Below are 26,860 nucleotides of genomic sequence, written 5' to 3'. Positions count from 1 at the left end.
AAAAGCTACATTTTTATCTTGAGTTTTGTCCAAATAAAATAATTTTTTTCATTTATTTTAAAAAAATTTCTAAATAATTTATTTATATTTTACTTTACACCGTTCATTGGGCAGTCATGGTAGTTTTTTTGTTTCCCAGTAGAAGATTTTTGATGACAATTTTTTCGTCAGACGTTTAAAAAAGTGTTGACATTCATCACACAATGGCTATAATGCGAATCCTTAATTCCTCGATAGCTCAGTTGGTAGTAGCACTTGACTGTTAATCAAGGGGTCCCTGGTTCGAGCCCAGGTCGAGGAGCCAAATTAAAAAACCTAGCCTAGCTAGGTTTTTTTTTGCGCCAAATTTGCCATCGTGCTAAATTTGATGTTTCGAGTTGTCTGAGGTTGATAATCATGATGAAAAAAATTCGCTCGATTGCTGCACTGTGCACCCTCATCTTTGTACCACTTCATGCCGATGAGCTTCGAAACATTACAGTGGGCTACAGCGATACATTAGACATCACCAAAGAAGCCACAAACCTTGTTTGCTTTGGCTTTGAAGCCGATCACCCAAATAATCACTGCGCCACACAATTTGTGGATTCTGAGGTGATGTGGGATCGACTCATGAACAATGACATTCAAATTGCTTTGATGCCTGAAGAGGTGCTCATTGCCAATCAAAAACAAAAGCGTCAACCCATCATCATTGCCCCGCTCTATCAGCAATATCTTCTGTTGGTGGGCAGCCATGATGTGACGCTCGAATCTGTGGCAAGCTTTCGCGATCGCACCATTGGCGTCACCGATTGGGCCACAAAAGAACACCGTGGCAAACCGTTGGCCAAATCTTTAGGACTGACGGAAAAAGATGTCTATTTTCCCATCAGCAATGGTTTATCCCAGCTCTCTGATCTGTTTTGCAGCTTTTCCATTGATGGCGTGATGATCATGTCCAATCCATCAAGTGCATTGGTGCGCGAGCTCACCACCAGTTGCGATGGACAAATTCTCTCATTTACCGATGATCAAATCCAAAAGATCATCAAAAGCAGCCTTGGGCTGTACCCTGGTACCATTCCAAAAGGCATGTATTGGCGCATGCCAAAAGACATCAATACATTGCGCTCACGCACATTTTTAGTGGTCAACCCAACGCCAGATGTGACCGATGCCGTGTTAGAGAGCCTTGAGCACATTGAGGATGAGATCAATTTAACCACGGTGCGCACCAACATCACGCCGAAAACCATTGTGGATACTTACGACATCAATCCGATTAAACTCCATCCGTTAGGGCAATCCATGATCGAGCAGATGCGAGAAAATCTCGCACCTAAAGTGTCGCCCGTTACAGAAGAAGCTCCGCCTCAATCCGCTGAATGATGGTTTGATGGAAATTCAAGGTTTCCACATTCACCGGCAACAGCTCCGTTTCACTTCTAAGCCACGTGCGCTGACGTTTTGCATATTGGCGAGTGGCGATGATGGCGCGCTCAATGGCGTCTTCTTTCGTCATTAAGCCCTCTAAATAATCCCAAATTTGACGATAACCCACCGCACGCTGCGATGGATAATCTCCATTAAGTTCAGGATATTTCTCACGTAAATGCACCACTTCATCCACAAAGCCTAACGCCATCATTTGCTCAAAACGCAGTGCCATGCGCGCATTTGCCCGTGCAATGTCTTGATAAGTTAAAGCAAATTTAAGGTATGGATATGGCAATGCCTCTTTCGGTGGCAATTGCCAAAAATGATTCAAGGTTTGCCCTGTACTCAACACCACTTCTAAAGCGCGGAGAATGCGCTGCGTATCGGCAGGTGCTAAACGCGCGGCACTTTCAGGATCTAACAGCGATAATTGAGCATACAAAGGCTCAATGCCTTCTGTTTGATGACGCTGTAACAACTCTGCACGCACATCATCTTTAACGGGTGGAATCGGCGAAATGCCTTCAATCAACGCCTTCATGTATAAAAATGTGCCGCCCACAATCACCGGCATTTTGCCTGCCGCGCGGGCAAGTTCAATTTCAGCACGGGCATCTTGTCTAAATTGCTCCGCAGAATAGCGCGCCATTGGGGATAAAATGTCCACCAATGCATGAGGATAACGCTCAAGGGTTGCGCGATCTGGCTTTGCGGTGCCAATGTCCATATCACGATAAATGAGCGCAGAGTCGCAGGAGATTAAATGGCAAGGAAAATGGTCAGCTAAGGCGAGTGCGGTGTCGGTTTTACCGGAAGCCGTCGGCCCCATCAAAAAAATAACTGGAAAATTCGGCATAATATCGGTTTAGACTATACAGTTGCGAAAATGGACTGTATCATTTTTTCCTTTCACAATAAACCTCATCAGACGATTATGGCTCGATACTGGACAACCCTCAAAGATTTACAGCAAGCAAACATGATTGACAACCCTGCGGATCTTTCAGGTGTTGCCGAACACTTTCAAATTCGCATCTCTCCTGCAATGCAAGCATTGATGGATGGCGATGCCACAAATCCCATTCATCAGCAATTCATCCCCTCAAGCAAAGAAGGGATCATTTTAGAAGATGAAGTCAGTGATCCGATTGGGGACATTCCCTATACGCCGGTCACCGGCATTGTGCACCGTTATCAAGATCGTGCTTTATTGAAAGTGACGCAGCTGTGCGCCGTTTATTGCCGCTTTTGCTTTCGTAAAGAGATGATTGGTCAATATGGGGAATCGTTAAGCCGCGATGAATTAGAGGATGCCTTTGCCTACATTGAATCTCATCCTGAGCTTTGGGAGATCATTTTAACCGGTGGCGATCCACTCATTTTGTCCGTCAATCGTTTGACGCACATTTTAACGCGCTTAGCTCGCGTGCCCCATTTACAAAACATACGCATTCATACGCGCATTCCTGTGGTTGCCCCAGAGATGATCACCGATGAATTATTATCACTCTTTTCAGAGATTCAAGCGATGGGCAAAACGCTCACCATCGTGATTCACGCCAATCATGCCGATGAACTGACGGACACGGTTGCCGCAACCATGAAGCACTTACAACAAAATGGCATCATGCTCATTTCTCAATCAGTGATGCTGCGTGGCATCAATGATGATTTTGAGACGCTTGCCGCCCTCATGCGCCGCTTCATTGCCGTACACATTAAACCCTATTATCTACACCAACTCGACTTTGCCCGCGGCACCAGCCACTTTCGCGTGCCCGAAGAAAAAGCCGTGGCCCTCATTCGAGAACTACGGCTGAAACTGTCTGGCATTTGTGTACCAGTTTTAATCCAAGAGATTCCACACGGTAAAAAACCGCTCTTTTGATTATTGTGTGATCTCTACTAAAATCTGACGCGCCTCATTGGCCACTTTGTGATACCCAAAGAGGCGTTTAAAAGTCGTGCCGCCATATTGATGCCATAAAATGCCCGAACGAACGCCAGACAATAACAGCGTGCGGATCATCGCGGCATTGCGCTCACTCATGAGAAAGGATTGATCCGTGCCTTTGACATAAATGCGCGGATTGAGTTTACTGACGGTTTGAGAATACAAATCCGCCAATGCCATTTGAATGTTTTCATGCATCATCGGAAAATGTACCAAGCGCCCTTTAATGTTTTCAATGCCGCTGCTCATGATGTTGAGCAATGCTTCATTTTGACGCAAACGCTTTTGCAACACGAGCACAGCATTAAAGTACGTCATCACCTCGCGGGATAACTTCTCTTGGCTCGCTAAAGCATGCAGCCCCATGGCAATGTTGGCATAGTTGCCATACACAGCCTCTAAACCATCAGGATCGGTCTCAAAAATGCTGTGAATCAAGCCTGTGGCGTATTCGGTTAAATATTCGTGATCTTTTGCAAAGCGATCCACTAAAATCGCACTTTGCATCGCACCGGCAAGGCCGATGGTTTGTCCTCTTAAATCATTCATAATCCATTACCTTTGTTGATGATTCACCCTACGTTATCGGATGCGCCCACAAATGGCAATCGATGCGTGATGGAAATACCGCTTTCATCCATCGTGGTGCCATACACCAAGGGCTTGACGCCTTCGCGCACCGCTTCATCAAACGCGCTTGCATAAGCGGCATCAATTTCTGATGCCACTCGCACGCCTTCAATGCCCGATAAATTCACACAATAGAGAATGTAAGCCTCCGTTGTGTCTGACTGAATGTTCATGAGTTCACGCAAATGCTTAGCGCCACGCGTTGTCACCGCATCCGGAAAGGCAGCAATGTTGCCATCTTCAAAGCCAAGCGTCACGCTTTTGACTTCAAGATACACAATGCGCCCATCTGCATATTCAAGATAAAAATCGATTTTGGAATTTTCCGCGCCATACTTCACTTCGCGTTTTAATCGCGTAAAGCCTGCAAGTTCCGTAATGATGCCATTATTCAGCGCCTCTTCCACCAACGCATTCGCTAAATGCGTGTTGATGCAGGCTGTGCGCCCTTGAGGCGTTGTTGACAATGTCCAACTGCCCTTCGTTTTGCGGCTCGGATCTTGAGAAGGCTCATACCAAATCTCACCATTTGGCACAAAGCAATTGAGCATCGAGCCGGTATTTGCACAGTGAATGGTGATGGTTTCATCGCTGTTTTCCGGCACCACATCAGCTAAAAAGCGCTTATAGCGCTTTAATAGAGTGGCTTTTTGTAAAGGAACTTTAAAGTCCATTATGCAAAACACGCCTGTTGTTTTTCGATGATCTGGGCAATGCTTGCTCTGGCAAAGGCAATCATTTTTGCCAATTCTTCATCGGTGAAAGCTGCTTCTTCCGCCGTTGCTTGCAGCTCAATGAAGCGGCCTTCGCCATTCATCACTACATTCATGTCTGTTTGAGCGGCTGAATCTTCAATGTACTCTAAATCAGAGATCACATTGCCTTCATAGATGCCCACAGAGATTGCGGCAACGTTTGAGATGATGGGATTTTCTGTGATTAACCCTTGCTTAAGCATTGAGTCAATCGCCATTTTGAGTGCCACAAAACCACCAGAAATTGCTGTGGTGCGTGTGCCGCCATCGGCTTGTAGAACATCACAATCGATTGTAATGGTAAATTCGCCAAGGGTTTCTAAATTCACCGCAGCACGCAACGAACGACCAATCAAGCGCTGAATCTCTTGCGTACGCCCCGATTGCTTACCTTTTGCCGCTTCACGCGCCATTCTTGAGTGAGTTGAACGTGGCAACATGCCATATTCAGCCGTAATCCAACCACGACCTTCACCACGCATGAAAGAGGGGACTTTGTGCTCGATCGATGCTGTGCACAATACTTTTGTATCGCCAAAGCATGCCAACACAGAGCCTTCTGCATGTTTTGTATAGTCAGTAATGAATTCTACGGAGCGCATTTCATCGAATGCTCTATTAGACGGACGCATGAGAAACCCTTATATTTTTTTGAAGATGAGAAAAGATTAGCCATTTATGATAATTATTATGGCAGAACACAGAGTGAGTGAAAGCTAATCTTTTTAAAGAACTTTGAAGCTTGATATTAACGACCGCGGAATACGATGCGCGCTTTGCTTAAATCGTAAGGTGTTAATTCTACGCGTACTTTATCGCCGGTTAAGATACGAATGAAGTTTTTGCGCATTTTTCCAGATAAATGAGCCGTCACAACGTGGCCATTTTCTAACTCTACTTTAAATGTTGTATAAGGAAGCGTTTCAATTACAACGCCTTCCATTTCGATATGATCTTCTTTAGACATAATTTCCTATAAGGCAAAATGTTGACAATTAAAAAAGCCTTAAGATGATCTTAAGGCTAGATTTGGTCGGGATAGCAGGATTTGAACCTACGACCCCTTGCACCCCATGCAAGTGCGCTACCAGACTGCGCCATACCCCGTTATGTGCGTATTATACAGTGTCTGTTTAATTTTGCAATCAGGAGCTACTTTACTTCTTCAAACATGGGCTCGGTATTTGAGACCGTATCCTCGTACAAGCCGCCGCCAAGCGCCACATACAACGAGATGCCATTTAAAATTTGTTCTTGATAGGTGCTCAATAAACCATTGCGTGCTTGGAAGTGTGAGCGCTGTGCATCTAACACGTTCAAATAGCTCGCAATCCCGTTATCATATAACAATTGAGCTAAACGCAAGCTCTCTTTGGTGGTGGCCACTAATTTCACTTGTGCCGCTAACTGACGTTGCAACGGTTTTTGGGACTGCAAACCATTGGCCACATTTGTAAAGGCGGTTTGGATCGCTTTTTCATAGGTGGCAATGCCCACATCTTTACGCACTAAAGATAAGTCGTAATTCGATTTGATTTTGCCCCAGTTGAAAATCGGGATGGAAATTTGTGGTGCAAAGCTCCATGTTTCACCGGGTGCTTTAAAGAGGTCAGAGAATTTTTCTGACATTGAACCAATCGTTGTCGTCAATGAAATACTCGGGAAAAAGGCTGCACGCGCTGCGCCAATGTTGGCATTCGATGCCATCAATTGATATTCTGCCGCCATCACATCAGGATGGGATAACAACACTTCTGACGGTAAACCTGCTGGCAATTTACCCAAAATTTTCTGGCTGCCAATGGCATAACCACGTGCATGCGGTGCAATGGTTTTACCCACCACTAAATTTAACGCATTATTTAACTGTAATACCGCGCGCTCAGCACTCGCGACCGCAACTTTAGATGAATACAATTGTGCTTCAGACTGTGCTAAGTCTAGATCATTGGCAATCCCTGCTTCCACTTGTTGTTTCACCAATTGATACGATGCGTTATAAGTGCGAGATGTTTCACGGGCAAGATTGAGCTGCTCTTCTGCCGTTTTCAATTGAATGTAGCTGCGTGCCACTTGTGCCACTAATGCAATGTGCGCCGCTTTTTGCCCTTCAACAGAGGCTAAATATTGGTTTTGTGCCGCATCACTTAAAGATGCAAACTTACCAAAGAAGTCCAATTCAAAGGCAGAAATGCCACCGCCAATTTTGTAGCCCTCTGTAATATTTGAATAGCCTGTGTATGGATTCTCACCATTTTTAGCGCGTGAATAACCACCTTGTGCATTGATGCCCGGTAAACGATCACTGATGGTGATGCCATAAGCAATGCGGGCTTGTTCTACATTGAGCATCGCAATTCTTAAGTCGCGGTTATTTGCCAATGCCGCACTGATGTATTCTTGTAAACGAGGATCTTTAAAGTATTGTTTCCAACCAATTTCGGCAGCCTTCACTTTAATCTCATTGGCTTTCGCAGGCTCACCCGGGAAACTATTGGCCACAGGCAATGGCGGACGCTGATAATCTGGCGCAAGTGAACAGGCACTGAGCACCGCTGTTAACATAAGATAAAGAGGTAACTTTTTCATAAAGCTATGGGCTCCAAAATTTAAAATTCATCATTTATAGTCTTATCGCTCAAAATTATAGCAATCCACCGATAAGAAAACAGTAATTTTACAACAATTCGACAACCTTGTTGTCAAAAATTTTTTAAATCACGTTTCCTAGAAAAACTCTTTCGGATCAAATGTCACCTCAATGCCCTCTTTCACAAGCTTATTGATGGCATGTTGATTGTCTGGCATGCGGATTTTGCCGGTGCGCAAAATCGCCGCTTTGACAGAATCATCAAAGGCAGTATTGCCGCTATATTTTGATTTTCTATCATCAATTTTTGTGATGTTGCCTTGGGCATCCACATAAAATACGATCGTTGCGGTTAAACCACTTGAACCTGTCGGCACACGCCAATTGCTATAAAGTGCACTTTGAATGGCGCCTAAGAATCCGCCACTCATCAAATAAGCAGTGGCGATGCGATCATTTTCCGCAGCCGCGGCTGCATCGGCTTTTGCCTTACGCTCTGCCGCAGCTTTATCCGCTGCTGCTTTATCGGCTTTGGCCTTTTCATCGGCAATGCGTTTTTTCTCAGCGGCGGCTTTTTCGGCAGCTGCCTTATCGGCTTTTGCTTTCTCATCTGCCAGGCGTTTCTTTTCAGCGGCTGCTTTGTCTGCCGCGGCTTTATCAGCTTTGGCCTTTTCATCCGCTAAGCGTTTTTTCTCAGCCGCCACTTTTGCCGCTTTTTCTTCTGCAGCTTTTTGATCTGCCAATTGCTTTTGACGCTCAGCTTCTTCTTTTTTCTTCTGCTCTTCGGCTTGCTTTTTCTTTAATGCAATCTCTTCTAGGCGTTTCTTTTCAGCAGCGATGGCTTTTTGCTTCGCCTCTTCCTCTGCTTTTTTCTTTGCGGCAATTTCAGCTAAACGCTTTTTCTCAGCTTCTGCGGCTTTGCGTTTTGCTTCAGCAATTCTTTTACGCTCTAACTCTTCTAGGCGCTTTTTCTCTTCTAATTTATCCCTAAAAGCAAACTTTTTGAAATAATCATCGGTTTGATATTGATCCGGCTGATTCATTGCAGCTTGATGCTGAGCCACTGTATTTAACTCAGCTGTTAATGCGGGTGCTAATAACTCAGGTAAATCTGGCGCTTCATTATGAGATGGAGAATCAGACATAAAAAACATCAGCTCCTTTTTCTGCATATAATAAATCACCCACACAGTCACAATGACTAAAGCACTCGTCATTACGGTACTGACAATATTTGCAAAAACTGTTCTTTTAGGATTACTCATAGCGATTTATTTCACTGGCGTTGTCAATTGAACATTTTTCCCTGTAGTCTGACCTAAGCGACTCATGGCATCAATCAAGCTACCATAAGGCGCATCTTTGTCAGACTGCAAGAAAATTCGTGCATTCGGCTTTTGCTGCATAAAGGACTGGACTTCAGCTGTAAGCTGCTCAAGACTCAAAGCTTGATCAGGCTCTTCTAACTCGCTGAAATAATATTGCCCAGATTTATCAATACTCACCATCAAGTAATCCTCCACAACTTCCTCATAATCAGAATCTGATTCCATTTCTGGGGCATCAATATCTACACCTAATGGAATCGTCGTTGCGGTGACCATAAAAATGGTGAGTAACACGAACATCACATCCACATAGGGGACAATGTTCATCTCTGCCTGTAGGCCTTTGCCATTACCCTTTCTACGTGATCGACGCATCATTGCGCTCCATTTTGACGGTTGATCTGCAATTGACCATATTGTCTTGCCAAAATATTGGCAAACTCTTCAATGAAGACATCATAAGCATCGGAGATTTTGCCAATCGCATTGACAAAGGAGTTGTAAATCATCACCGATGGAATCGCCACCAATAAACCGAGCGCCGTTGCGATCAATGCCTCTGCAATGCCGGGCGCCACTTGGCTCAATGTCACTTGTTTCACCGCGCCAAGCGCCACAAATGAGTTCATGACGCCAATCACCGTACCAAATAGACCAAAATAAGGGGCAACCGAACCTGTGGTTGCTAACCATGATAAAGATTTATGAAGGCTGTTCTCTTCTCTTTGGGCACTCGCTTCCATTGCGCGGCGCACATTGTCCACCACAAATTCAGGTGAATAAATGGGCGTGGTGCGTAAGCGATTGAACTCATGAAAGCCTGAGACAAAAATATACTCTAAACCTTCGGTGTATTTCTTTTGGCTCGCATTGTGATAGAGCTCTTGAATGTCCGCCCCTGACCAGAATTTATTTTCAAATTTTTTCGCATCACGCAGTGCTAATTTTAACAAAATCCATTTGCGCCAAGCGATGAAGATCACGGAAATCAACATCATAACCAGCAACAACATCACGATTTGTACAATGATGTTCGCCTCGACCACAAGGGTCCATAGATTTAACTGTGAATGTGCGTTCATGTGTATCCTTATGAAAAAATGGGTGGCAATGGAATTGGGCGGCGTGAATCCGTGTCTAAACAGACCAATTGTACGCGCGCAGATGTCAAAAGCATCTCACCCCTGAAAATTTGTTGTTTGAAATATACCCGTGTCGCGGTGAGCTTTTCAATCGAACTTTCCACCACTAAATCATCACACAAATGCGCGGGCTGTTTATAGTCCACCTCAATGGATTTGACCACAAACATCTTGTGTTCAGTGGCAGCATACGTGTTTAAGTTAATGTTTCGGGCAAGCATCCACTCGGTGCGGGCACGCTCCATAAAATTTAAATACGTTGAGTGATAAACTACACCACCGGCATCGGTGTCTTCATAGTAGACACGAATCGGTAAGCGAAACACGGAGGCCTTTTGTTCTGTCATTGTCGTCATGTTCCATAATGATTGACTCTCTGCCGATTATAGCAGTGGATTTGTAAATCATTGTAGCAGAGCGGTGTTATTTTTTTCTGACAGGCAATAAAAAAACCTAGCAAAGCTAGGTTTCTTTAATTTGGCTCCTCGACCTGGGCTCGAACCAGGGACCCCTTGATTAACAGTCAAGTGCTACTACCAACTGAGCTATCGAGGAATGAAGGATTGCAATTATATCTATTTTTCAAAGGTTGTCAAATTTTCAATTGATTATTTTTTATACAACACTAGGAATCATTGTTTGATTGCTTATTCGGTTCCACTTCTAACTTATCAAGCATCTTGCCATCATACGGTAAGACTTTGAATTTTAATTCATCAATCACCACTTCTGAATGGGCATTCGGTAAAAAGCCCACTTGCGTCATCACAAGTCCGCTGATGGTTTCCACTTCATCTTTCACAAAGTGTGTGCCAAAGCGCTCATTGAACTCTTCAAGGGACATTTTTGCATCCACGATGTAATGATTTTCATCCACTTGTTCCACTTCAATCTCTTCATCGGCGGGAATGAAATCGTGCTCATCATCAATTTCCCCGACAATCTGTTCAATGATGTCTTCAATGGTCACTAAACCTGACACCGCGCCATATTCATCCACCACCAATGCCATGTGTGAATGTTTCGCTCTAAATTCATTGAGCTGGGCAATCACATATTTACCTTCAGGCACATATTCCACAGGACGCAATAATGTGGCCACATCAATGCTCGGATCACGCATTTTATGCAACAAATCTTTGGTCAATAAAATGCCTTGAACCTCTTCATGATCTTCGGCTAACACAGGGATGCGAGAGTGCCCAGATTGAATGATTTTTTGTAATGACTCATCAAAATCATCATCAATGGCCACAGAGATCATGTGGGCACGCGGCACCATAATGTCACGCACAGTGAGGGTTTGCGAGGACAATACAGAACGGATCATGCTCACCGCTTCTGAATCAATCTTCCCTTCCTTTTGCAGCAAGGTCAGCTCTGTATTCCAATTATTTAATGTAACATTCTTACGTTCTAATCCTAATCGAGATAACCAACTCTTTCGGCTCGGCGAAGGATCGTCTGACATAATTTTTATTTTTTCCTCAAAATGATAAAATTACACTATTTTATTTGAATAGCGATTTAAGGCATGAAAGATTAAATTTCCCTTTCACCTTAAACTTCGTCTAGTATAGCAAGCAATTATTCACAGCAAAACTCCTTAAACTACTTCATACTTTTATCATGAAATTAACGCTCAAGAAAAGAACAGTTGGATCAAGGATCAACGCAGCCCTGCGTTATTTCTTGCGCCTTGTCATTTATATGATCGTGGGTGGTGCATTTTTAATGATCCCCATTTTCTTTTACTATCTCATCAAAACCAATCAAGAATTGGGCACACAATTTGAGGATCGCAGTTGGTCGATTCCTGCGCGTGTTTATGCACGTCCTTTAGAGTTGTATGTGGGTAAACCCATTAAAAAAGCGGATCTATTGCTTGAGCTTGAAATGCTCCATTACAAAAAGACCGCCCAGCTCAATCAACCTGGCACATATAACGATAAAGATGGCACCATCAATATCTACTTGCGTGAGTTTACTTACAGCGATCAACACGATCCTGCACAAAAAATTCAAGTGACGATTGCGGGCAACACCGTCAAAGATTTAAAGAGCAACCAAGAAGATCAAGCCAAGAAAATTGACTTGATTCGCGTGGAACCTTTACACATTGCCTCCATTTATCCTGCCCACAATGAAGATCGTATTTTATTAAAGCGCGAAGAAATCCCTCAATTATTGGTGGATACGTTACTTGCGATGGAAGATCGCCAGTTTTACGATCACATGGGCGTCAATCCTAAAGCCATCATTCGTGCGATGGTTGCGAACATGAAGGCGGGACGCAAAGAACAAGGCGGCTCAACATTAACCCAACAGCTCATCAAAAACTATTTCTTAACGCCCGCGCAAACATATGAGCGTAAAATTCAAGAGATGTTTTATGCCCTCATCATCGACTGGCGCTATCCGAAAGATGATGTGCTTGAAGCGTATATGAACGAGATTTATTTAGGTCAAGATGGTGCACGCGCCATTCATGGCTTTGGGCTTGCGAGCGAATTTTTCTTTGGTAAACCCGTCACAGAACTCAGCATCAACAACATTGCCACATTAGTGGGCGTGATTCCAAGCCCTTCGGCGTATAATCCACGCAAGAACCCTAAACTTGCCCTGAAACGCCGCAACTTAGTGTTAGATGTGATGGCCAAACAAAATCTTCTCTCAGAAGCAGAAGTGGAAGCCTTAAAGCAAGAGCCGCTTGATGTGTTAGAACAAGCGCCCTCTTCTGGCATCACAAAATATCCTGCCTTTGTGGATTTAGTGACCCGCCAGCTCAAAGAGTTATATGCCAGTGAAGATTTAACCACTGAAGGCTTAAAAGTCTTCACCACGCTTGATCCGATTGTGCAAACCTATGCAGAAAAAGCAGTGATTGATACATTGCCCGTGATTGAAAAAACGCGCGGCGTAAAAAACATTCAAGCCGCCATCATCATCGCGCAAAACAATACTGGCGAAGTGGAAGCTTTAGTGGGGGATCGCCAAGTGCGTCAAGCTGGCTTTAACCGTGCATTGAGCGCTAAACGTCAAATTGGTTCACTCATTAAACCCTTCATTTATCTGCGCGCGTTAGAAGAGCCTCAGCGTTTTTCTTTAGCCACATTGTTAGACGATGAAACACCTTTTGAGATGAACTCAGGCGGCAAAAAATGGTCACCGAAAAACTATGATCGCCGTTTGCATGGCTGGATTCCACTCATCACAGCCTTGGCAAAATCATACAACATCCCCACCATTCGTTTAGGGTTAGATGTGGGCGTTGATAGCGTGATTGATACGTTATATCGCTTAGGTTTAAATCCGACTGAATACAACTTCCCTGCGGTGCCATCAACCTTGCTTGGCGCCATTGACATCACGGTGTTTGATGTGACGCAAATGTACTCAACGATTGCTAATGATGGTTATTACATTCCATTAAAAGCGATCCGTGAAGTGACACAAACAGATGGCACGGTGCTGGCACAAAACTTAGTGGCACCGAAACAAGCCATTTTCCCAGGACCGAACTACCTCATCACACGCGCAATGCAAAATGTTGTGGATGCAGGCACAGGCGGTGGTTTACGCCGCGCTGGCATCAAAGCACGCGTGGCAGGTAAAACAGGGACGACAAACAACTACCGCGATGCATGGTTTGCAGGTTTCTCGGGTGATCGTACAGCCGTTGCGTGGGTTGGGAAAGATGACAACACACCTGTTGGCCGCGTTGGTGGCGCCACAGGTGGCTTGCCTGTTTGGGCTGCTGCCATGAAAAACCTCATTTTAGAGGACATTTCAAACACCCCACCTAAAGACATTGTCAATGTGCGCATCAATACGGCAACGGGCTTACCGCCACCGAATTATGCTTGCCCTGATATGAAAACCATGACATTACCTTTCATTCGTGGCTATCAACCTACGTATCCTGGGGATTGTGATTTTTATCCACCGGACACTGATTTTAACTTCGATGATGCATTTGGCGAATTCAACTTTGATGATTTTCAATAGTGGATATCCGCAATAATGCAGCTACTCGTTTTGCTGAATTTGTGATAAATTAGCGGTTCTGATTTTTGAGATCTAACCCAATTTAAAACATCGTTATATAGGAAAATATAGTGAGAACTACCACCTTTCTAATATTAGCGCTTATTGTCATCAGTGGCTGTACCTCTCGCACCGATGGTGGTGCGCGTGTTCGCCCGTTACCTAACCAACCGGCATCTTCAACGTCTGGCGCCATTCCTAGCGGCATTCCTTTAGATGATGGCAGTGCACCCGCTGCACAAGCCACACCTTATGGCGGTACCAATGAAGTGCGCTTCCCATCGTACCCGATGGATCAATCCTCAGGCTTCCCTGTAGAAACCCCTAAAGCGCCGAACGCGCCGCAAGCCCCTGTCTTTCCAAATACAGCGCAAGCACCCGTTTCTGCACCAAAACCCACAACCACTCAACAGCCAACCTACGCGCCAAATGCGCCGATGATTCCTGGCCAGAGCACAACCACTGCATCGGCAGATAAAGGAACGTACAAACCGTCACAGAATCAAAACAATGCGGTGCAATCTCTCTTAGATGAGGCAAATTCAGCTGTTAAAGCCAACCAATTAGAAAGAGCTGCCACTGCATTGAATCGTGCTGTTAGATTAGAACCAAACAACGCAAGTATTTGGTACGATTTAGCACAGATTCGCCTGCACCAAGGAAAATATGAACAATCTGAACAGTTAGCAAACAAGTCCATCAGCTTTGCTAAAGGTAATCAAGATTTAGTCAATAAGAATTGGCGCGTCATCTCTTCTGCTCGTCAAGCAAAAGGAGATACCGCAGGTGCTCAAGAAGCGATGAGAAACGCTCAATAAATCTTTTGAATGATCACTCACAAATTTCACACATCATTGCCTATCCATCCTTTGTGATGGATGGGTTGAGCTGTGCTCAAAAAATGGTGTGCATTTTTCAGAATTTAAAAAATTTGGCCACGACAAGAGACATGACAGCACTAATATCAATCACTGCGTGCATCACTAACCATATTAATAAATGATGGCGTACATTATATTATTGAGAATTATAGAGTGATCTCTGTGATGCTCATTGCAAAGGCCTGGAGAAGAGAATGAAACGCATGTTAATTAATGCGAGCCAACCCGAAGAGACGCGCGTCGCGTTAGTGGATGGCCAACGCTTATACGATTTAGACATTGAAAACGCAACGAACATTCAGAAAAAAGCCAACATTTATAAAGGCGTCATCACCCGCATTGAACCTTCATTAGAAGCCTGTTTTGTGGACTATGGTGCAGAGCGTCACGGCTTTTTATCTTTCAAAGAAGTGTCCAAAGAATACTATACAGAAGAGGCAAAAAGTCTCTCTAAGCCTTCCATCAAAGAAGCCTTAAAAGAAGGCATGGAAGTGATCATCCAAGTGGAAAAAGAAGAGCGTGGCAATAAAGGCGCAGCTTTAACCACATTCATTACATTAGCTGGTCGCTACTTAGTCTTAATGCCAAATAACCCTAAAGCGGGCGGTGTTTCGCGTCGCATTGAAGGGCAAGAGCGCGTGGCCATTCGTGAAGCGATGAGCCACTTAACCATTCCTGAAGAGATGGGCGTCATCGTGCGCACCGCTGGTCTTGGCCGCACAGCCGAAGAGTTACAATGGGACTTAGATTACCTCTTAACCTTATGGGGTTCGATTAAAACTGCCTCTGAAGAGAAAGCCCCGTTTTTGATCTATCAAGAGAGCAACATCATCATCCGTGCCCTACGCGATTACTATCGCAATGACATCGGTGAAATCTTGATCGACAACAAAGAGATTTTTGAAGAAGCGGCACTGTTTGTGAGCAGAACCATGCCACAAATTCGCCCAAAAATTAAACTCTATGAAGATCAAATTCCATTGTTCACCCGTTATCAGATTGAAAACCAAATTCAATCTGCGTATCAACGTGAAGTGAAATTGCCATCCGGCGGTGCTTTGGTCATCGACTATACAGAAGCCTTGATCTCCATTGACATCAACTCAGGCCGTGCAACCCGCGGAGCTGACATTGAAGAAACCGCATTAAACACCAACTTAGAAGCCGCAGAAGAGATTGCTCGTCAATTGAAATTGCGTGACTTAGGTGGTTTAGTGGTCATCGACTTTATCGACATGCTCGAGTCAGATCATCAACGCCAAGTGGAACGCACATTCCATGAAGCCTTATCCTTAGACCGTGCACGCATTCAAACCGGGCACATTTCACGCTTTGGTTTATTAGAAATGTCTCGTCAGCGTCTTCGTCCATCGTTAGATGAAACCACACACATTGTGTGCCCACGCTGTTCGGGTCACGGTACAATTCGTAACATCAAATCATTGGCCTTAGAAGTGCTTCGCCTCATTGAAGAAGAAGCTTTAAAAGAGCGCACCAGCGAAATCATCGTGCAATTGCCAGTGGATGTGTCCATCTTCTTGTTGAATGAAAAACGCGAAGATGTGTCAAGCATCGAAAATCGCCTCAATGTACGCATTGTGATGATTCCAAATCAAAACTTAGAAACGCCTCATTTTGAAATCTCACGCCATCGTTCAGATCAAGCATTGTTGAACAACAAAGTGAGCAATGAGCACAGCATCATTGAGCAACCATCGAACGAAGCGCTTGTCAATCAAGCATACAACCCTGCAAAGCCACAAAAGAATATCCCTGTGGTGAGCAACATGGTGCCAGCAACGCCGCCACCTGTGGTTGAAAAGCCGGTTGAAGCGCAACCCACCCTTTGGCAGATGATTGTGGATTGGTTAAAATCCTTACTCAGTCATCCTGAAGAAGCGAAAAAAGAGACGGTTAAACGCAGTGAGCAACCTAAACAGCGCCAACGCACCAATCCGCGCCGCAAGAGCAATCGCCGTGTGACAACGCGTGCAAATGCCCCTGAGCACAATGAGATTGCTACAGTGACGCGCATTACGGAAGATCGCCCTGATTTTTCTGGAAAAAATGGTGACAAGCCTGCCGATAAAGCTGAGACAAAAGAGAAACGCAACACCAATGAAACGCGTGAGAATCGCGAACCACGTGAAAACCGTGACAATGGTGAAGCGCCTAAATCTCGCAATCGCCGCTCACGCAATCGCAACAACCAAAACACAGGTGATGCAAAAACTGACGTAAAAAATGATGCACCTGATACTTCAGAAAAGCCTGCAAAGCAAGAGCGTGCCCCACGTGCTGAACGCACAGACAGAAACAACAAGCAAGACAAAGGCAATGATGCGGTGAAACAAGAACGCACGCCACGTCCTGAATTTGTAGAAGTTGAAGTCAATGGCGAAACCCGTAAGCGCCGCGTGCGTAAGGGTCGTCCTCGTGTTGAAGAGGCTGCACCTGAAGCCGTGACGCCAGTAGATGCAGCGCCAGCACCAAAAGCAGAAACAGCACCGAAAGCTGCAAAGCCTGAAGTGATTGTTGTCGCCGATGCTGTGGCTGAAACTGTGATTGAAGCTGTACCCGCTAAAGTTGAAGCTGCGGTTGAAGCGGTGATCGAAGCAGAACCTGTCGCAACCGTGGTTGAAGCCATTCAAACGGTCTCTGACCACGTGACGGAAGTGGTTGATCAAGTGGAAGCAAAAGTGGACGCTGCGGTAGAAACTGCTACAGAAGCTGTGGAAGAAATCATCATTGAGCACACGCCAAGCGTTGAAGCCACCAATGTCACAGCCACGGCTGAAGTTGAGCCAGAAATTGTGATTCAACACACCATTGTGGACACACCAGAAGAAAAAACTGCGCCTGAAGAAAAAGAAGTCGCAGACGTGATTGAACCCACAATCGTGGTGGAAGATGAAGTGGTCACAGCACCTGCTGCACCTAAAGCCACCCTCAGCGTTGAAGAAGATTTAACCGTCGTGATTCCAAAAAGTGAACCTGAAGAGAGCCGCTTTAAGATCATCGTGGAAGATGATGCCCCTGAGAAAAAATAGGGTCATCACACGCCATTAATCTTTGAGAAAAAGCACAGTTCCTGTGCTTTTTCTTTGTTTGTACAGGTATAATCAACCCACTATTATCCATTTAAGGAGTGCATCATGAGTCGATTGAAGTCTGCCCCACTTGCCGCAATGGTTTTATTGTCCACCTCAGCATTCGCTGATTCTTCCGTGATCATCAGTCAAGATCAGCAACGAGAAGCGCTTTCCATCACCATTTATAATGATGCACTCGCTTTAATCAATGATACACGCACCGTTCCCATGACAAGCGGCCTCAATCGCTTAGAAATGCAACATGTCTCAGCACACATTCGCCCAGAAACTGCACACTTAACCTCACTATCTGACATGCCTTTTAACGTGATCGAACAAAACTTTGATTATGATTTGCTCTCCCCACAAACTTTATTAGACAAAAGCGTTGGGCAAACCATTGAAGTGATCACCCGCGACCCACAAACTGGTCAAACCACTCGTGAACAAGCAACCCTTTTATCCAACAATGGCCAACCGATCGTACAATTTACCGATCGCATCGAAGTGGGCAATTTAGACAATTTTGCCTTCTCGTCCCTGCCCACAAATTTACGCAGCCACCCCACTTTATCCATGGTGCTCAACAGTGAACGCGCCGGCAATAACACAGTGCAACTCAGCTATTTAAGTGGTGGATTCAGTTGGCGTGCGGATTACACAGCAACGCTGTCACCGGATGAAACCTTTGTGGATCTCTCAGGGCTCATCACATTAAACAATCAAAGTGGCACCAGCTTTAAAAACGCCCATCTACAATTGGTGGCCGGTGACATCCATCAAGTGCAACAAAACATGGTGCGCCCGATGTATAAATCTGCCATGCCTGTTGCCATGATGGAGATGGACACGATGCCCGAAAGCGAAGCGTTCAGTGATTATCATCTCTATAAAATCCCTTTTAAAACGGACTTAAACAATCAGCAAACCAAGCAAGTGGCGCTGTTAAATGCCAGCCACGTGCCCGTACAAAAAATGTATCAATTCAATCAATATTTTGATGCCACCACCGCTGAAGGACAAAACTTAAAAGCGAGCATCCTTTACCGCTTTAAAAACAGCCAAGAGAACCATTTAGGCATGCCTTTGCCTAAAGGCATCCTCCGCATGTATAAAAATGATCAATCTGGCAATGCATTGTTAGTGGGTGAAGACAGCATTCAGCACACGGCAGAAAATGAGGTGTTTAAAGTGGCCACGGGACAAGCTTTTGATGTCTCTTTAACGAAAAAACGCACCAAGGTTACCAAGATTAGTAAAGAGACCACGCAATACAGCTATGAAGTGGTGTTTAACAATGCCAAAGATGAAGCCGTGACCGTCGATTACAGCGATTTTATTCCCTTTAATACTTGGCAAGTGACAGCATCATCCATCGCCGTGACAACGCAAGGCAGTGATCAAGCAAATTGGCAGATCATCGTGCCTGCAAAAGCACAACAAGCCCTCACCTATACATTGCAAGTGACGCAATAGGTCAGTTATTATAATGCGTTGTTCTTTAACTCATCATAAGTAGGTCGTTGTGGATACTTCTCTTAGCATGCTCACACCGCATTCTGTGCCGCTCATCAATCGGGAGCGCTCGATTCTTGCATTCCAAGAACGCGTGCTTGCACAGGCGAAAAATCCACAACTGCCACTGTTAGAACGCTTAAAATTCATCGCCATTGTGGCCTCAAACATCGATGAATTTTTTGAAGTGCGCATGGCGAACATGCAAGAGCAGATTCAATCAGGGCTTGACCGCGTGGAAAATCAATCGGCACACGAATGGCGCTTAAGTATTCAGCAATATGCCCTTCGCATCACCAAAGATCAACATCGACTCTTTTTTGATGATTTACTGCCCTTATTGGCGCATGAGCACATTACCTTGCTTGATGAAAATCAGTGGAGCGATGCACAACATGAGTGGCTGTATCATCTATTCATGCAAAACATGCTGCCTGTGTTTACGCCCATTGCCCTGGATTTGGCGCATCCGTTTCCACACATCACCAATAAATCCTTAAATTTCATTGTGGATCTTAAAGGCGTGGATGCTTATGGCCGCAACATTGACACTGCCATTTTGCCCATTCCTGAGAATTTACCCCACATCATTGAGCTGCCCTCCGAAGATGGCGCCACGCAATTGACCACCATCCAATCCGTGATGGCGGCATTTGTGTCGGACATTTTTCCAGGGCTTGAGATCCTTGGACTCTATCAATTCAGAGCCACCCGCAACAGCCATTTATACATTGATAAAGAAGAGCTGACCAATTTACATCAAGCACTGCGTGGTGAGTTAAAGCAGCGTGGCTTTGGGCATGCGGTGCGTTTAGAGATTGATGACAGTTGCCCGGCTCACTTAAAGCATCTATTGCTCAAAGAGTTTGGTTTAGCGCCTGAAGATCTCTATGCACTGCCCCATTATTTTGATTTTTCCCAAATCTATAATGTGCTCGATTACATTGATAAAAAACCACATTTAGTCTTTGAGCCCATTGAACGCCACATGCCGGGTCGTTGGGAAAAGCGCCGCGATGCCTTTAGCGAAATTGACCGTCAAGACATCTTACTCCACCATCCTTATGATCGATTTTTACCAGTGGTAGATTTTTTACGCGAAGCCTCTGAAGATCCTAATGTGCGCGTCATTCGCATGACAGTGTATCGTACAGGGGATGATTCTGAATTGATGGAATTATTGGTGCGTGCCGCCCGTCTTGGTAAAGAGGTCAATGTGGTGGTGGAATTGATGGCGCGTTTTGATGAAGCCACCAATTTATCGTGGGCATCGCGCTTAGAAGAAGCCGGCGTTAAAATTGTCTATGGCGTGTTTGGCTATAAAACGCATGCAAAAATGCTACTTGTGATCCGTGAACAGAAAAATCATAAAGGTGAAAATTATCTGCGCCGTTATGCACACGTAGGCACAGGTAATTATCATCAAGGCAATGCGCGCTTATACACAGATTTCAGCTTATTGACCTCAAATAAAGAGATCACCGCAAGCATCTCAGAGATTTTTTTAAACCTCTCGAGCCTTGCGAAAATCCCGAAACTCAAAACCGTGTGGCAATCGCCTTTTAACTTCATTGATCGCTTACTCGAAGAGATCGAATTTGAAATGAATGAAGTCAAAGCTGGCCGCAAAGGGCGCATTGTGGCGCGCATGAATGCGTTGATGGAACCGATTGTCATCACTGCCCTTTACAATGCCTCACAAGTGGGCGTTGAAATTGATCTGATTGTGCGTGGCGCATGTGCCTTAAAACCTGGCATTCCTGGGCTTTCTGAAAACATTCGCGTGCGCTCCATTGTCGGGCGCTTTTTAGAACATTCTCGCGTGTATTATTTTTATCATGGCGGCAAAGATCACACTTATATTTCCAGTGCCGATTGGATGAATCGCAATTTCTTTCGTCGCATAGAGATTGCGGTGCCCGTTTTTGATAAAGTGATTCGTGAACAATTGATTGAAGAAGGGTTATTGTGGTGCTTAGAGGATCAAAGTGCCTGGTGTTTAGATGGTGAAACCGGTCACTATCATCAAGCCGTCACCATTGATCCACAGACCTCATTACAACATCGTTTGATACAAAAACGTCTACGTTAGGATTTGCGATGCTCAATTATCTCCATGTACAGCTTATTCCCTATTTGACCAATGATCAGTTGGCCGCTTTGACGGTGCTCATTTTGGCATTTTTAGCCTTTTTATCCGGGCGCATTCGTTATGATTTTGTGGCCCTTGGCGCCCTGCTCGCACTTGTCATTTTGGGCATTGTGCAAATTCCGGATGCTTTTAAAGGCTTTAGCCATCCTGCGGTGATTTCTGTTGCTTCTGTTTTGGTGCTCAGCCATGCCATTGGTAAAACGGGTATCACCTATCATCTATCAAAGCGATTGAGCTATTTTTCAAGCAGCCCATCGATGCTGATTCTGACATTGGCTGGGCTTGTGGCATTTTTCTCTGCCTTTATGAATGACGTTGGGGCGCTTGCCCTCATCATGCCAATTGCCATTCAGCTGTGTCAGCGCTATGACATTTCACCGGCTAAGGTATTGATGCCCATGGCATTTGCCTCCCTGTTAGGCGGTACAATCACAGTGATCGGAACACCGCCTAACCTCATTGTCTCAAACTATCGTGAATCCATCGGGTTAAAAGCCTTTAGCATGTTTGACTTTGCGCCCACAGGCATCGTGATCACCATTGTGGGGCTCATCTATTTAGCTGCATTTGGCTGGCGTTTGATTCCCAATCGCCGTTCAGAAAGCGCCCACAATAAATTCACCACGGATAATTATCTCCTCGAAGCAAAAGTGGAACAAGGCAATAAAATTGCCGATCAAACGGTGGCGGATTTAGAGGAAATTTCTGAAAATACCGTCAAAGTGGTGGTGATCATTCGTGGCGCGCGCCGCATCATCGCCCCAAGCCAAGAAGAGTTGATTCGCGCCAACGACACATTATTGCTTGAAGGGCAACCTGAAGAACTCAAGCAATTAGAGTTATTAACAGGGCTCAATCTCACACGCAGCAGCGCCAATAAAAACATTCCCCACGATAAATTAGAAGTGCTTGAAGTGGTGATCAACCCTGGTTCGCGCATGGCGGATCACACCTTATCCGACCTTCAGTTTAGAGAAAAATATGGCCTCAATGTCATTGGCGTTGCCCGTCAAGGGGAAAACATCCGTAAACGCTTTAGCCGCATCACATTAAAAGTGGGCGATGTACTGTTAGTGCAAGGTCATGCCGATGAATTGCCAGACACCTTGCGTTATTTAGGCTGTTTTCCGCTCGCTGAACGTGACATTAGCCTCAAAGCCTCTTACCGCTTAATGCCAACTTTGCTCATCTTCACAGCTTCCATCATTTTGGTGGCCACACAAACATTGCCGCCACAAATCAGCTTTCCATTGGCGGTCTTTTTACTGGTGATCTTCAAACTTTTACCCATTCGCGATGTGTACCGCAGCCAAGAAGGTCCTTTAATCATGCTGCTGGGCTGTTTCATTACGGTGGGCGCTGCCCTTCAACAAACGGGTGCCACAGAAATCTTGGCCGCAAAATTGGTGGGTTTGATTGGTGATCTACCGGACATTTTCATTTTAGGTGCCATTTTAGTCATCACCTTAGCGATGACGGACATCATCAACAACTCAGCCGCCGCAATGATCATGTGTCCGATTGCCTATGGCGTTTCTCAACAGCTTGGCCACAATCCCGATGCTTATTTGATGGGCATTGCCATTGCAAGCTCTTGCACCTTTAATACACCGATTGGCCATCACTCAAACACCTTAGTGATGGGGCCTGCCGGTTATCAATTTGGCGATTATTGGCGTGTTGGCTTAATTTTAGATATATTAATTCTTATCACCGTTACACCAACATTATTGTGGGTGTGGCCGCTTTCGTAAAATCTCACGATGTTTATTAATAAGGAAATCGATATGAGCGTTTTCAATGATGTTGTATTGGCACCGGATGATCCTATTTTAGGATTGGTGGAAAAATTCAAACAAGATCCACGCGAGGATAAAATTAACCTCACCATTGGTATTTATGCCGATGAAAATGGAAAAGTGCCAGTGCTTAATGTGGTGAAAAAAGCCCAAGCGGCGCTTTTTGCAGAAGAAAAACCACACATCTATTTGCCAATGCATGGTTTACAAACGTATAACTTATCTGTTCAGCGTTTGTTGTTTCAAGAGCATCATTCTGTGATTGCAGAAAACCGCTTAGCCACTGTGCAAACATTAGGGGGCACCGGTGCATTAAAAGTGGGCGCAGATTTCTTAAGCCAATTGTTTAAAGACAAATTGCCAACGGTGCATGTGTCTGACCCAACGTGGGACAACCATAAAGCCATCTTTAAAGGGGCAGGTTTTACGGTTAAAGCTTACCCTTATTTTGATGAAGCCACAGGCGGCGTGAATTTTGAAGCCATGGTGGATTACTGCAAAACATTGCCAAAAAATGACATCTTAATTTTACATGCATGTTGCCATAACCCAACCGGTGCAGATTTAAATGAAGCACAATGGACAGCGCTTGCCCAGCTCATCAAAGAAAAAGAGTTGATTCCATTTTTAGACATGGCATATCAAGGTTTTGCCAAAGGCGTTGAAGAAGATGCCAAAGCGATCCACATCATGACCAATGCAGGTTTACCTGTATTGATCGCCAACTCATTTTCTAAATCCTTCTCCTTATATGGCGAGCGCGTTGGTGCATTGTCTGTGGTGACCACATCAAGCGATGAGCAAGTGCGCGTCACCTCACAATTGAAAAAAATGGTGCGTGCAAACTACTCATCTCCACCTGCATTTGGTGCGGCAATCGTGGGTCACGTATTGAGCAATCCGACCCTTCGCCAAGAATGGTTTGATGAACTGAGCGAAATGCGCCAACGCATTCACGCCATGCGTGAAAAATTTGTGGCACTGCTCAATCAAGGTCAAACGAAAAAAGATTTCAGCTTCATTAAAGCCCAGCAAGGCATGTTCAGCTATTCAGGCTTAACAAAAGCGCAAGCAGAAAAGCTGCGCAGCGAAGAAGGTCTATACATCTTAGATACGGGCAGAATTTGTATTGCCGCCTTAAACGAGTATAATATAACATTAGCAGCGCATGCTATTATCAAAGTTTTATAACGCTTATGGCATCGGAGGATGTATGATGAAATTTATTGAAAACCAATTACCTCTTACCATTATTTGGACGCTATGTATTGTTGGTTATATCGCTGTTTTTTCTGTAGTTTTCTTCAGCTAAGACAGATGTAGTGACACAGAGAAAAGTGCTTGTTGGCACTTTTTTCTTTTATTGACTGTAGAAAAATTTATGTCCCCACTTGCAAAAGAACTCTTTTACTTGCTTCAAACCGGCGAATTACACAGTGGCGAAGCCTTAGCGCAGCGCTTTAATGTGACGCGCCAAGCCATTTGGAAAGCCATCAATGAGCTCAAAAGTAGCCACCTTGTTGAAACCATTGGCCGACAAGGTTATAAAGCGCGTTTTCCCTACATTCCTTTAAATCGTGATGCGATTTTAAGCCGTTTGCCTTCTGGCACCATTGACGATGTCATTGTGCTGTTAGATGTCGGTTCCACCAATGAAGAGATCGCTAAAGCACCCCTCAATCAATCACTGGTGATGGTCAGCGAGATGCAATCGCAAGGTCGCGGTCGCAATGGCAAAGTGTGGATTTCGCCTTTAGCGCGCAATCTCTATTTTTCGATGCGCATCCAATTTAAAGCCCAAGCCCTTGCCAATCTCACAAGCTTTAGCCCTGCCCTTGGCATTCAATTGGTGGAATATTTACAGCGCCAAAATGTGCCCGCGAAAATCAAATGGCCGAATGACATTTGGGTCGATGGCGCAAAATTGGCGGGGATTTTGATCGAAACGCACGCAAGATCAGAGCACGATGTGGAGATGATCATTGGCATTGGCCTCAATAACTTACCGCTGGCCGATGACAGCGTGACACAAAATCGCCCCACTTCCATTTATGAAGTGCTTGGTCACTCTTTAGACCGTAACCAAATTATTGTTGATTTTATTGAGATCATCTCTAAACTCAGAGATGATTATGAGTCCTTCAATGTGCCCAATATCGTTGAGCAATGGAATCACAACAGCGCCCTGTATCATCAAAAAGTGCGCCTGTTCTCTCCACTGCGCGAAATTATTGGGACAGAAGTGGGCATTGCAGATAACGGTGCGCTTCTGATTCAACATGAAGATGATACTGTTTCGCACTATTTTTCCGGAGAGCTTTCGCTGCGTGCCTATGCCTAAATTTCTGTTTGATTGTGGTAACACTTGCATTAAATTCGCCTTATATGATGAGGCAAATGGGTTATCGGATCATCAATTTTTAGATTATGCGGCGCTGCCGACGTTCATTCCGCAGCTTTTTGAAGCGTATCCTAAGCCAGACAACATTAAAATTGCCTCCGTCACGCAAAAAGAGCGCCTGCATCTGCTTGTGGAAATTCTCAAAGAAAATACGGATTTAGAGCCTGTGATTGCAACATCACAAGCCTCTGCCCTTGGCGTTACGAATACTTATTATGAGCCGAAAGCACTTGGCGTGGATCGCTGGCTGGCCCTCATTGCCGCTTGGGATCTCTATCACAAATCTTCTTTGGTGATTGATCTGGGCACCGCCCTAACGGTGGATCATTTAACCGCTGAAGGAGAATTTGAAGGCGGCATGATTTTGCCTGGCATTAAATCCCTGCGTGATGCCCTCATTAAAGACACAGCCATTCGCGACATTACAGATTTACCCTACACCAGTGAATTAGGGCACAATACAAGCTTATGCATCTCTTCAGGCATTCATTACGCGATTGTCGGTTCAGTGCTCGCGCTGTATCAAACACTGCCTCACATCGAGGCGATCATTTTATCCGGTGGCCGCGCAGAATGGCTCAAATCCATTCTGACGCCTGTATTGCCACCAAATACGCAGTTTTATGTCCACAAGCATTTAGTGCTCGAAGGTTTAGTACGCTTTGAAGAGGCGTGATCACTTCGCCCATTCAATCGTGCCATTAGGCATCGAAAATTCATAACCTTGCACCGGTTGCTTTTCCCACACACGTAAATTTTCCGGCAAATTGAGATTCACAAATTCCACGATGGTTTGAATGCCTTGCATTTTAAAGAATAAAACGTCTGACCAAAACAGTAAATGCAATGTCACAATGCCCCAAAACACCACTTGATAACTCACCTTGCGAGTTTTATGGCGATAAAACCATTGCGCCCAAAATGCTGTCACCCAACCACCTAATAACTCAAAAAGATGCAGCGTGTTTTCTGCCACGCGCCATTGCTCTGTGCGGGCTGCTTTCTTATCTTTTGCGTATAAAATCAGCGTAATGACGCTCGCAATGCCATACACAATCGGTAGCCATCTGATGCCATATTGAACATAAAAGGTGTAAACGCCTGCGCTTGTCACAGCGAATGCACAAAGATAATAAATCATTTTTAATGCATTGC

At 44.8% G+C, this 26,860-nt stretch carries 23 protein-coding genes and 3 tRNA genes; 12 read left to right on the top strand and 14 right to left on the bottom strand.

Annotation, left to right across the window (positions count from 1 at the left end; translation table 11 throughout):
• The first annotated feature begins 227 nt into the window (after positions 1–227).
• A tRNA-Asn gene (locus B9T10_RS08445) sits at positions 228–304 on the top strand.
• A 92-nt stretch (positions 305–396) separates the two neighbouring features.
• The gene (locus tag B9T10_RS08440) at positions 397–1,371 is read left to right on the top strand and encodes a TAXI family TRAP transporter solute-binding subunit (RefSeq protein ID WP_094538263.1); all 975 of its coding nucleotides are present in this window, start codon (positions 397–399) and stop codon (positions 1,369–1,371) included.
• Here B9T10_RS08440 and miaA read toward each other — a convergent pair.
• The gene (miaA, locus tag B9T10_RS08435) at positions 1,337–2,275 is read right to left on the bottom strand and encodes a tRNA (adenosine(37)-N6)-dimethylallyltransferase MiaA (protein WP_094538262.1); all 939 of its coding nucleotides are present in this window, start codon (positions 2,273–2,275) and stop codon (positions 1,337–1,339) included. The genes B9T10_RS08440 and miaA overlap by 35 nt on opposite strands.
• A 78-nt stretch (positions 2,276–2,353) precedes the next feature.
• On the opposite strand from miaA, the gene B9T10_RS08430 reads away from it, so the two are divergent.
• Entirely contained in the window at positions 2,354–3,307 is a 954-nt protein-coding gene (locus B9T10_RS08430; protein ID WP_094538261.1) for a KamA family radical SAM protein, read from the top strand.
• Here B9T10_RS08430 and B9T10_RS08425 read toward each other — a convergent pair whose 3' ends face one another.
• The 12 genes from B9T10_RS08425 to B9T10_RS08370 form a co-directional block, all read right to left on the bottom strand.
• A complete protein-coding gene (locus tag B9T10_RS08425) occupies positions 3,308–3,922 on the bottom strand; it encodes a DUF489 family protein (RefSeq protein ID WP_008315530.1) in 615 nt (204 codons plus the stop codon). It abuts the gene before it with no gap.
• A gap of 23 nt (positions 3,923–3,945) precedes the next feature.
• Positions 3,946–4,677 carry a DNA/RNA nuclease SfsA gene (gene sfsA, locus B9T10_RS08420; RefSeq protein WP_094538260.1) on the bottom strand — a complete coding sequence of 244 codons (732 nt, stop codon included), beginning with the start codon at positions 4,675–4,677 and terminating at the stop codon, positions 3,946–3,948.
• Positions 4,677–5,390 (bottom strand): ribonuclease PH, encoded by a 714-nt coding sequence (gene rph, locus B9T10_RS08415; RefSeq protein ID WP_026165766.1) that lies wholly within the window; start codon positions 5,388–5,390, stop codon positions 4,677–4,679. The genes sfsA and rph overlap by 1 nt, the downstream gene beginning before the upstream one ends.
• Before the next feature lie 116 nt (positions 5,391–5,506).
• Complete coding sequence (gene infA, locus B9T10_RS08410; RefSeq protein WP_008315533.1) at positions 5,507–5,725, bottom strand: translation initiation factor IF-1; 219 nt, start codon at positions 5,723–5,725, stop codon at positions 5,507–5,509.
• Positions 5,726–5,788: 63 nt separating this feature from the next.
• Positions 5,789–5,865: transfer RNA gene (locus B9T10_RS08405), tRNA-Pro, on the bottom strand.
• Between the two features lie 45 nt (positions 5,866–5,910).
• Positions 5,911–7,347, bottom strand: a complete 1,437-nt coding sequence (locus B9T10_RS08400; RefSeq protein ID WP_094489902.1) for an efflux transporter outer membrane subunit — start codon at positions 7,345–7,347, stop codon at positions 5,911–5,913.
• A gap of 138 nt (positions 7,348–7,485) precedes the next feature.
• Positions 7,486–8,493: a cell envelope integrity protein TolA gene (gene tolA / locus B9T10_RS08395; RefSeq protein WP_246782185.1), complete on the bottom strand. Its 1,008-nt coding sequence runs from the start codon at positions 8,491–8,493 to the stop codon at positions 7,486–7,488.
• A 126-nt stretch (positions 8,494–8,619) separates the two neighbouring features.
• Positions 8,620–9,054, bottom strand: coding sequence for an ExbD/TolR family protein (locus tag B9T10_RS08390; RefSeq protein ID WP_246782074.1), 435 nt, complete (start codon positions 9,052–9,054; stop codon positions 8,620–8,622).
• Entirely contained in the window at positions 9,051–9,758 is a 708-nt protein-coding gene (gene tolQ / locus B9T10_RS08385; protein WP_008315537.1) for a protein TolQ, read from the bottom strand. The genes B9T10_RS08390 and tolQ overlap by 4 nt, the downstream gene beginning before the upstream one ends.
• 8 nt (positions 9,759–9,766) lie before the next feature.
• Positions 9,767–10,165, bottom strand: a complete 399-nt coding sequence (gene ybgC / locus B9T10_RS08380) for a tol-pal system-associated acyl-CoA thioesterase (RefSeq protein ID WP_008315538.1) — start codon at positions 10,163–10,165, stop codon at positions 9,767–9,769.
• Positions 10,166–10,296: 131 nt separating this feature from the next.
• Positions 10,297–10,373: transfer RNA gene (locus tag B9T10_RS08375), tRNA-Asn, on the bottom strand.
• A 70-nt stretch (positions 10,374–10,443) separates the two neighbouring features.
• Entirely contained in the window at positions 10,444–11,289 is an 846-nt protein-coding gene (locus B9T10_RS08370; protein ID WP_008315539.1) for a transporter associated domain-containing protein, read from the bottom strand.
• Positions 11,290–11,447: 158 nt separating this feature from the next.
• On the opposite strand from B9T10_RS08370, the gene mrcB reads away from it, so the two are divergent.
• From mrcB to B9T10_RS08325, 9 genes are all read left to right on the top strand, one after another.
• Positions 11,448–13,826 carry a penicillin-binding protein 1B gene (gene mrcB, locus B9T10_RS08365; RefSeq protein WP_246534783.1) on the top strand — a complete coding sequence of 793 codons (2,379 nt, stop codon included), beginning with the start codon at positions 11,448–11,450 and terminating at the stop codon, positions 13,824–13,826.
• A 110-nt stretch (positions 13,827–13,936) separates the two neighbouring features.
• Positions 13,937–14,683, top strand: a complete 747-nt coding sequence (locus B9T10_RS08360; protein ID WP_018122797.1) for a tetratricopeptide repeat protein — start codon at positions 13,937–13,939, stop codon at positions 14,681–14,683.
• Between the two features lie 257 nt (positions 14,684–14,940).
• Complete coding sequence (locus B9T10_RS08355) at positions 14,941–17,796, top strand: Rne/Rng family ribonuclease (protein ID WP_094538259.1); 2,856 nt, start codon at positions 14,941–14,943, stop codon at positions 17,794–17,796.
• Positions 17,797–17,901: 105 nt separating this feature from the next.
• On the top strand, positions 17,902–19,314 hold the full coding sequence (locus B9T10_RS08350; RefSeq protein WP_094538258.1) for a DUF4139 domain-containing protein: 1,413 nt from the start codon (positions 17,902–17,904) through the stop codon (positions 19,312–19,314).
• A 49-nt stretch (positions 19,315–19,363) separates the two neighbouring features.
• On the top strand, positions 19,364–21,445 hold the full coding sequence (gene ppk1 / locus B9T10_RS08345; RefSeq protein ID WP_246782184.1) for a polyphosphate kinase 1: 2,082 nt from the start codon (positions 19,364–19,366) through the stop codon (positions 21,443–21,445).
• Between the two features lie 8 nt (positions 21,446–21,453).
• The gene (locus tag B9T10_RS08340; RefSeq protein WP_008315548.1) at positions 21,454–23,259 is read left to right on the top strand and encodes an SLC13 family permease; all 1,806 of its coding nucleotides are present in this window, start codon (positions 21,454–21,456) and stop codon (positions 23,257–23,259) included.
• 33 nt (positions 23,260–23,292) lie between these two features.
• Positions 23,293–24,495 (top strand): amino acid aminotransferase, encoded by a 1,203-nt coding sequence (locus B9T10_RS08335; protein WP_008315549.1) that lies wholly within the window; start codon positions 23,293–23,295, stop codon positions 24,493–24,495.
• A 190-nt stretch (positions 24,496–24,685) separates the two neighbouring features.
• The gene (locus B9T10_RS08330) at positions 24,686–25,645 is read left to right on the top strand and encodes a biotin--[acetyl-CoA-carboxylase] ligase (protein ID WP_094489053.1); all 960 of its coding nucleotides are present in this window, start codon (positions 24,686–24,688) and stop codon (positions 25,643–25,645) included.
• Positions 25,638–26,381, top strand: a complete 744-nt coding sequence (locus B9T10_RS08325) for a type III pantothenate kinase (protein WP_094489052.1) — start codon at positions 25,638–25,640, stop codon at positions 26,379–26,381. The genes B9T10_RS08330 and B9T10_RS08325 overlap by 8 nt, the downstream gene beginning before the upstream one ends.
• Here B9T10_RS08325 and B9T10_RS08320 read toward each other — a convergent pair whose 3' ends face one another.
• Positions 26,382–26,846: a DUF1294 domain-containing protein gene (locus tag B9T10_RS08320; protein WP_094538256.1), complete on the bottom strand. Its 465-nt coding sequence runs from the start codon at positions 26,844–26,846 to the stop codon at positions 26,382–26,384.
• Between the last annotated feature and the right edge of the window lie 14 nt (positions 26,847–26,860).

The sequence above is a fragment of the Wohlfahrtiimonas chitiniclastica genome (genome assembly GCF_002252325.1).
Classification (GTDB): domain Bacteria; phylum Pseudomonadota; class Gammaproteobacteria; order Cardiobacteriales; family Wohlfahrtiimonadaceae; genus Wohlfahrtiimonas; species Wohlfahrtiimonas chitiniclastica.
The sequence above is the reverse complement of the archived record's forward strand: the minus strand, read 5'-3'. Positions and strand labels throughout refer to the sequence as shown.